This is a genomic window from Aeromonas sp. R5-1 (genome assembly GCF_040908265.1).
Classification (GTDB): Bacteria; Pseudomonadota; Gammaproteobacteria; order Enterobacterales; family Aeromonadaceae; genus Aeromonas; species Aeromonas caviae.
In genome coordinates this window covers 57,060-64,419 of sequence record NZ_JBFODJ010000103.1, presented here as the reverse complement: position 1 = coordinate 64,419, position 7,360 = coordinate 57,060, and the positions used below count along the sequence as shown (strand labels likewise).

General features: G+C 63.6%; 6 protein-coding genes. All 6 read right to left on the bottom strand.

The genetic code is table 11. The features are described 5' to 3' along the window. Positions 1–171 precede the first annotated feature (171 nt). The 6 genes from AB5Y64_RS14340 to purH all read right to left on the bottom strand — a co-directional run bounded on the left by AB5Y64_RS14340 (position 172) and on the right by purH (position 7,317). Complete coding sequence (locus tag AB5Y64_RS14340) at positions 172–2,748, bottom strand: alpha amylase C-terminal domain-containing protein (RefSeq protein ID WP_368204023.1); 2,577 nt, start codon at positions 2,746–2,748, stop codon at positions 172–174. Between the two features lie 266 nt (positions 2,749–3,014). Then, the gene (locus AB5Y64_RS14335) at positions 3,015–3,569 is read right to left on the bottom strand and encodes a cytochrome b/b6 domain-containing protein (protein WP_039040824.1); all 555 of its coding nucleotides are present in this window, start codon (positions 3,567–3,569) and stop codon (positions 3,015–3,017) included. Further along, a complete protein-coding gene (locus AB5Y64_RS14330) occupies positions 3,550–3,924 on the bottom strand; it encodes a cytochrome b562 (RefSeq protein ID WP_039040825.1) in 375 nt (124 codons plus the stop codon). Before AB5Y64_RS14330 ends, AB5Y64_RS14335 begins: the two co-directional genes overlap by 20 nt. Positions 3,925–3,984: 60 nt before the next feature. Then, positions 3,985–4,251, bottom strand: a complete 267-nt coding sequence (locus AB5Y64_RS14325) for a hypothetical protein (RefSeq protein ID WP_152610201.1) — start codon at positions 4,249–4,251, stop codon at positions 3,985–3,987. A gap of 79 nt (positions 4,252–4,330) precedes the next feature. Then, positions 4,331–5,620 carry a phosphoribosylamine--glycine ligase gene (purD, locus tag AB5Y64_RS14320; protein ID WP_039040826.1) on the bottom strand — a complete coding sequence of 430 codons (1,290 nt, stop codon included), beginning with the start codon at positions 5,618–5,620 and terminating at the stop codon, positions 4,331–4,333. Positions 5,621–5,724: 104 nt separating this feature from the next. Next, a complete protein-coding gene (purH, locus tag AB5Y64_RS14315) occupies positions 5,725–7,317 on the bottom strand; it encodes a bifunctional phosphoribosylaminoimidazolecarboxamide formyltransferase/IMP cyclohydrolase (RefSeq protein WP_010675610.1) in 1,593 nt (530 codons plus the stop codon). Positions 7,318–7,360: the final 43 nt, after the last annotated feature.

Here is a 7,360-nt window from a genome sequence, read left to right as displayed (position 1 = left end):
AGGATGCTGGAACGTTACGGCAGGGAGGTAAATACCAAGATGTGTTTGCATGAGGCGCTAGGGCACCCGATGCAACACGTAATTGGGACATAGCCATGAAAAAGGCCTCCCGCCGATGGCGGGAGGCCTGGTTCGGCACCGGGGCGCAATGGCCCTGGCGTGTGTCCAGCCTTACTGGGCGTTCAGGCTGTAGGCCAGGGTCTGGTCGTTGAAGCGCACCACATAGGCACCGACCACTGCCGTGGTGATGTCTGCCCCGGCCAGCTCGGCCACGCCATCCTTGTTGGTGTCGCCGTAGTTCTGGGTCCAGTCCCCCTTGACGTCGAACTTGAAGCGCTGGCCGCCGTTGCCATCACCGCTGCCGGTGAAGGTGACGCTGGCCTGCCAGAGGTGATCCCCGACCAGGGACATGGGGGTGGTGCCCCAGTTGTTGGTGGTGCCGCGAATGTTGAGGCTGGCGACATTCTTGGCATAGGTGACGCTCACCGGAGTCAGGCTGTATTGCAGGGTCTGATCGTTGAAACGTACCCGGTACTGGCCGATGACCGGGGTGAGGATGTCACTGCCGGTCAGTTCGGCCACGCCGTCCTTGTTGGTGTCGCCGTAGTTCTGGGTCCAGTCCCCCTTGACGTCGAACTTGAAGCGTTGGTTGGTCTGACCGTCGAAGGTGACCAGGGCTTCCCACTGATTGTCGGCGACCAGCGTCATGGCAAGGGAGCCCCAGGCATTGGGGGTGCCGCGGAAGTTCAGGGTGGGCAGTACGCTGGCGTAGGTGCCGTTGTCGTCGGTGACGGTCACGGTGGCGCTGGCACTGGCGGTCAACCCTTCTGCATCGGTCACGGTGACCGTCACGGTATGGGTACCCGGGGTATCGAACCGGACGGTCTCGGTGGCGGCGGTGCCCCCGCTGGACCAGCTGTAGCTCACCACGCCGCCGTCATCGCTGGAAGCGGAGGCGTCGAACACCACGCTCTCCCCCGCCTTGATACTGAGGGTCTTGGGGGAGAGGGCGGCGACCGGTGCCTGGTTGCTGGTGAGGGGGGTGACCGTGTAGCGCAGATCGCTCTCGCTCAGGGTGATGCGGTAGGTGCCCGCCCCGCTGACCAGGATATCCTTGCTGCTGCCCTTGTCGGCGATGCCATCCCCTTCGTTGTCGCCGTAGTTCTCGGCCCAGTTGCCGAAGACGTCGAACTTGAAGCGCTGGGCACCGGTGGCGTCACCGTTGCCGGTCAGGGTGAGGGTGGCGGACCAGACACGGTTGGCATCGACGGTCATGGGGGTGTTGCCCCAGGCGTTGTGGGTACCGCGCAGGTTCATGCTGCTGAACTTGTTGCCCGGCAGGACGGAACCGCCGCAGGGGCTGGCCTTGGTGCAACCGGCGATGATGGCGGCCGCCTTCATGCCGGGGACGTTCAGGCTGGCCTTGCCGCTGCCGTCGACGGTGACATAACCGCCGCTGCAGTAGTCATTGCCCCCCAGGAGGTTGCAGTACTCGCCGGCCGGCAGGCCGGTCTGCACCGAGGCCACCAGGCTGCCGCTCTCGTTGTTGATGGCGACGAAGCCCTTGTCACCGCGGCTGAAGGCGATCTGGTTGTTGCCGTTGTCCCACCAGTTGCTGACGGGCTGGCCTTCGGTCCGGTTGTGGAACAGGGCCATGTTCATGATGGTCGGTCGGCGCTGTTCGCAGTTCCACTGGCTGTCCGTGCAGGGCGTGCTGCCCGGCGCCCCCTTGTCGGTTTCATAGGTGCCCATGTTTTCAAAGCGATAGCCCGACATCACCTGCTTCCAGCCATAGGGCCAGGCCATCATGAAGGTGTTGGCCAGATCGTAGCGGGCACCGCTCATGAAGGTGAGCATGCCGCCACCGCCGTGGCCGCGTTCGCGGTCGTGGTTGACCACGAAGACGAAGGCCTTGTTGGAGGGGAGCAGGCCCCAGCTCTCGCCCAGGGTTTTGAGGTTCTTGATCTGGCCGTTGAAGTTGGCGGCGAGATCGGTGCCGTATTTGAAGTCGGTGACGGTGTCGATGTAGGTGTAGCGGCCCGGCTGAATGTCGGGGGACTCCCCGCCTGCGCCGATCACCTCCAGGTAGGCCCTGGGGCTGCCTGCCTTGTCGAGGATGGCCTTCACATCGGCCGGCGCCATGTGCTTGGCCGCATCGATGCGAAAGCCCGCCACGCCCCAGCCGAGCAGGGTCTTCATGTAGGTGGCGATCTGATCCTGGACGTAGGATGAGCCGGTATTGAGGTCCGGCATGCCGTAGAGGGCGCCGTTCCAGACGTTGTTGCTGTCACCGTAGTTGGTGATGTCGCCGCTGTGATGGAAGTCGTTGTAGCCGAACTGGGGATATTGGTATTGCCCCGAGTTGTAGCTGCCGCCGCCGGTGGCGGTGCCCGAACCCGATGCCAGCTGGTTGAAGACGGCGTCGGCATAGACCTTGACCCCGGCCGCGTTGCAGCGGGCGATCATGCTCCTGAGCTCTGCCTCGCTACCGCCGAAGCTGTTGAAATTCTTGAAGCTGACCGGTTGATAGACGGTCCACCAGACCTGGCTGCCCTGCTTGTGCTCGGCGGGTGGGGTGATCTGGACGCCACCGAACCCCTTGGGCCCGAGCACGGTCTCGCACTCGTTGGCGATGTCGTTGAACTTCCATTGGAACAGGTGAACCATGACTCCTTCGGCGCTGGCAGTGTGGCTGAAAGAGCCGAGTGCCGCCGCCAGCAGGGCGGTTCGAAACAGTGTGTTGTGCATGACGATTTTCCCTTCGATCTTGTTATTGACGTATCACTGTCGTGTAGTCGAACGGACAACAAACAACCTCGTTCAGCTCCGTAGCATTCATGAAATCGATGTGGTTGAAAATCGAACAGGCTGAATTAATTAAGAAATGTGAATGAAAATGCTTTCATGCCATTCGGTGGCAGCAGGAGGGGGCAGAGGGGGGCAGATCGGTGCGAGATCCCGTCAAGCAGGTAGCGAAGGGGATGAACAGGGGCCCCGCAGGGCCCCGTGAACGTTCAGACGTTGGGTTCCTGCTGCCCGGCACTGGCCCGGGCACGACGCCCTGGCAGCATGCGGGTGACCAGGTTGCTGCGCTGGCGCCAGGAGGTGTAGGCGATGGCGCACAGGTGCAGGGCGATCATGCCCTGGAGTGCCCAGGTGCACCACTCGTGCCAGTCGTCCGCCCCCAGATCGAAGCCGGTCTCGGTGTTCTGGAACCAGCCGGTCCCTGCGGTGGCGAGTACCAGCAGCCAGAGTGCCCAGACCGCCAGCTTGCCGCTGCCGTGATGGCCAGGGGTGGGCGGGGTCCGTTCGCGCAGGGCGTCGGCCTGATGGCGAAAATCCTCCCGGCTCGGGATGAGGGCGCGCAGGCGGGCGTGGCCGCGAGCGAAGGTGAGCCCCCACAGCAGGCGTATGCCGATGAGCACCATGACGGCGTATCCCATCCGCTCGTGCCACTCCTCGCCCGCCTCGTTGAGCCAGAGGTTGCCGATACAGATGGCCGCCACACCCCAGTGGGTGAGGCGCACCAGAGGATCCCAGTGGAAGGGATCAGCCTTTCTGCTTGGCATATTTGTGGTACTCCTTCTTCAGGTCGTTGACCTTGGCCAGGTGCTCGCGCGCCTTGGCTTCGTCACCGGCCTGGAGGGCTGCCAGGCTGGCATCCAGCTCGGTCTGCACTTCGGTCATGCCTTCCAGGAACTTCTCCTTCTTGGCGGCGGGCATGTTCTTGCCCTTGGCGACATCCAGCTGGGCCTTCATCTCCTTGATGTATTTCTCCATGGTGGCCGCGTCGTCGGCCTTGACGGCCTGCTTGTAGTTGAAGCCGATCTTCTTCATCGGCTGCTCCAGATCGCCGGCCATGGCAGGCAGGGCCATCAGGCCGAACATCAGGGGCAGCAGCAGGGGACGCACAGTTTTCAGCATGGGATTTCCTTATGAGACGACGAGATTGCAGGTTGTTATAGCACTCATTTGAGTGCGGTTTCACGCATCATGATGCCATGAAAGGGCGATCATTGTATGAAGAAAGTGCGACCAATTGTGACGAATTGTGCAGGGGATTGCTGTGGGAATGTAGCCGAAAGAGAACGGCCACCGGATCTCGCCTCCTGCAGGGGATACAAGGGCGCGCATCTGGCCCGGGAAGGGGTCCGCAGGCAGTGAATCATGCTGCCATTTTTTATCACACATCGGTTTTTTAAAGTCAGGTGAGTTTTTCAGGTGTTTTTGTTTTTGAAAGCCACCACCCATGGACGATTCCACTGTCAGCGCAGGCGCCGTGCAACAAAAAAAGGGCCCGCAGGCCCTTTGAGTGATCGGGATCCGGCCCTTATTCGGCCTGCTCGCGCTCGATGGCACGCCAGCCGATGTCCTTGCGATAGAAGATGCCGTCCCACTGGATGCGACCAGCCAGGGCATAGGCCCGCTGCTGGGCTTCCTGCACCGTGTGGCCGAGGGCGGTGGCGCACAGCACGCGGCCACCTTGGGTCAGGCTGGTGTGTCCTTCCAGGCGGGTGCCTGCATGGAACACCTTCTCCCCTGCCACTTCGTCCACCGGCAGACCGCTGATGGGGTGATTGCTGGTGTAGTCGCCGGGATAGCCACCCGATGCCAGCACCACGCCGATGGCGGCACGGGGGTCATAGACGGCTTCCTTCTGATCCAGCTGGCCGGCGCAGGCGGCGAGGCAGAGATCCACCAGGTCGGACTGCATCCGCAGCATGATGGGCTGGGTTTCGGGGTCGCCGAAGCGGCAGTTGAACTCGATCACCTTGGGGTTGCCCTCGGTATCGATCATCAGGCCGGCGTAGAGGAAGCCGGTGTAGACGTTGCCCTCGGCCGCCATGCCGCGCACGGTCGGCATGATCACCCGTTCCATCACGCGCTGGTGCACTTCGTCGGTCACCACGGGGGCCGGGGAGTAAGCCCCCATGCCGCCGGTGTTGGGGCCGGTGTCGCCGTCGAAGGCGCGCTTGTGATCCTGGCTGGTGGCCATGGGCAGCACGTGCTCGCCGTCCACCATCACGATGAAGCTCGCCTCTTCCCCGTCCAGAAACTCTTCGATCACCACCCGGGCGCCGGCATCGCCGAAGGCATTGCCGGAGAGCATGTCACGCACCGCCGCTTCCGCCTCGTCGAGGGTCATGGCGACGATCACCCCTTTGCCGGCGGCCAGACCGTCGGCCTTGATGACGATGGGGGCGCCTTTCTCGCGCAGATAGGCCAGCGCCGGCTCCACCTCGGTGAAGTTCTGGTAATCGGCGGTCGGGATGGCGTGGCGGGCCAGGAAGTCCTTGGTGAAGGCCTTGGAGCCTTCCAACTGGGCGGCGGCGGCGGTCGGGCCGAAGATGGTCTGATCGGCGGCGCGGAAGGCATCGACCACCCCTTTCACCAGGGGGGCTTCCGGTCCGACGATGGTGAGGCCGATCTGGTTCGCCTTGGCGAAGGCCAGCAGGCCCTCGATGTCGGTGGCCTGGATGGCGACGTTCTCGATGCCCGGCTCAAGCTGGGTGCCCGCATTGCCCGGTGCCACGAAGACCTGGGTCACCAGGGGGGAGTGTTTGGCCTTCCAGGCCAGGGCGTGTTCACGGCCGCCGTTGCCAATGATCAGTACTTTCATCGTCTCGCTCGCTTCTGTCTGAGTTCACTGGCGCTGCGGTGGCACTGCCAGTGGAAAGGGTCCGGTGCTAAAGAGGCAGGGCCGCCATCGGCGGCCCTGGGCTGTCAGTGACGGAAATGACGCATGTTGGTGAACACCATGCACATGCCGTGTTCGTTGGCGGCGTCGATCACCTCCTGGTCGCGCATCGAGCCACCTGGCTGGATGACGCAGGAGATGCCCGCGGCAGCGGCGGCATCAATGCCGTCGCGGAACGGGAAGAAGGCGTCGGAGGCCATGACGGAGCCCGCCACGGTCAGCCCTTCATCCTCGGCCTTGATGCCGGCGATCTTGGCAGAGTAGACGCGGCTCATCTGGCCGGCGCCCACGCCGATGGTCTGGCCGTTCTTGGCGTAGACGATGGCGTTGGATTTGACGAACTTGGCGACCTTCCAGCAGAACAGCAGATCCTGCAGCTCGGCCTCGGTGGGCTGACGCTGGCTGACCACGGTCAGATCCCCGAGCGTCACCATGCCCAGATCGCGCTCCTGCACCAGCAGGCCGCCGTTGACGCGCTTGAAGTCAAAGCCTTGCGCCGGGGCAGTCCACTGGCCGCACTCCAGCAGGCGCACGTTCTGCTTGGCGGCGACCGCCTCGCGGGCTGCCTGGCTGATGCTGGGGGCGATGATCACTTCCACGAACTGGCGGGCGACGATGGCCGCGGCGGTCTCGCCGTCCAGTTCGCGGTTGAAGGCGATGATGCCGCCAAAGGCCGAGGTGGGGTCGGTCTGGTAGGCGCGATCGTAGGCTGCCAGCAGGTCGTCACCGATGGCGACGCCGCAGGGGTTGGCATGCTTGACGATGACGCAGGCCGGTTCGCTGAACTCCTTCACGCACTCCAGCGCCGCATCAGTGTCGGCAATGTTGTTGTAGGAGAGGGCCTTGCCCTGCAGCTGGATGGCGCTTGCTACCGAGCCCGGCGCGGCCTGCTCTTCGGCGTAGAAGGCGGCAGCCTGGTGGCTGTTCTCGCCATAGCGCATGTCCTGCTTCTTGATGAACTGGCTGTTGAAGGTGCGGGGGAAGCGGGACTCTTCGTCGCCTTCCTTGTTTTCGCCGTAGGAGGGCACCAGGGTGCCGAAGTAGTTGGCGATCATGCCGTCGTAGGCGGCGGTGTGCTCGAAGGCGGCGATGGCCAGATCGAAGCGGGTGGAGAGGGTCAGGCTGTTGCCGTTGCCATCCATCTCGGCGATGACGCGGTCATAGTCGGAGGCCTTGACGACGATGGTGACGTCCTTGTGGTTCTTGGCAGCGGAGCGGACCATGGTCGGGCCGCCGATGTCGATGTTCTCGACGGCGTCTTCCAGGGTGCAACCGGCTTTGGCCACGGTGGCGGCGAAGGGATAGAGGTTGACGACGACCATGTCGATGGGGGAGATAGCGTGCTCGGCCATGATGGCGTCATCCCGGTCGCGACGGCCGAGAATGCCGCCGTGTACCTTGGGATGCAGGGTCTTGACCCGGCCGTCCATCATCTCGGGGAATCCGGTGTAGTCGGACACCTCGGTCACCGGCAGGCCCGCATCGGCCAGCAGCTTGGCGGTACCACCGGTGGAGAGCAGGGCCACACCACGCGCGTCGAGTGCCTTGGCAAATTCCAGGATGCCAGTCTTGTCAGACACACTCAGCAGTGCACGGCGAATGGGTCGAGCTTGTTCCATCACACTATCGTCCTCAGCATAACGGGGACCGTTCCATGGGAGG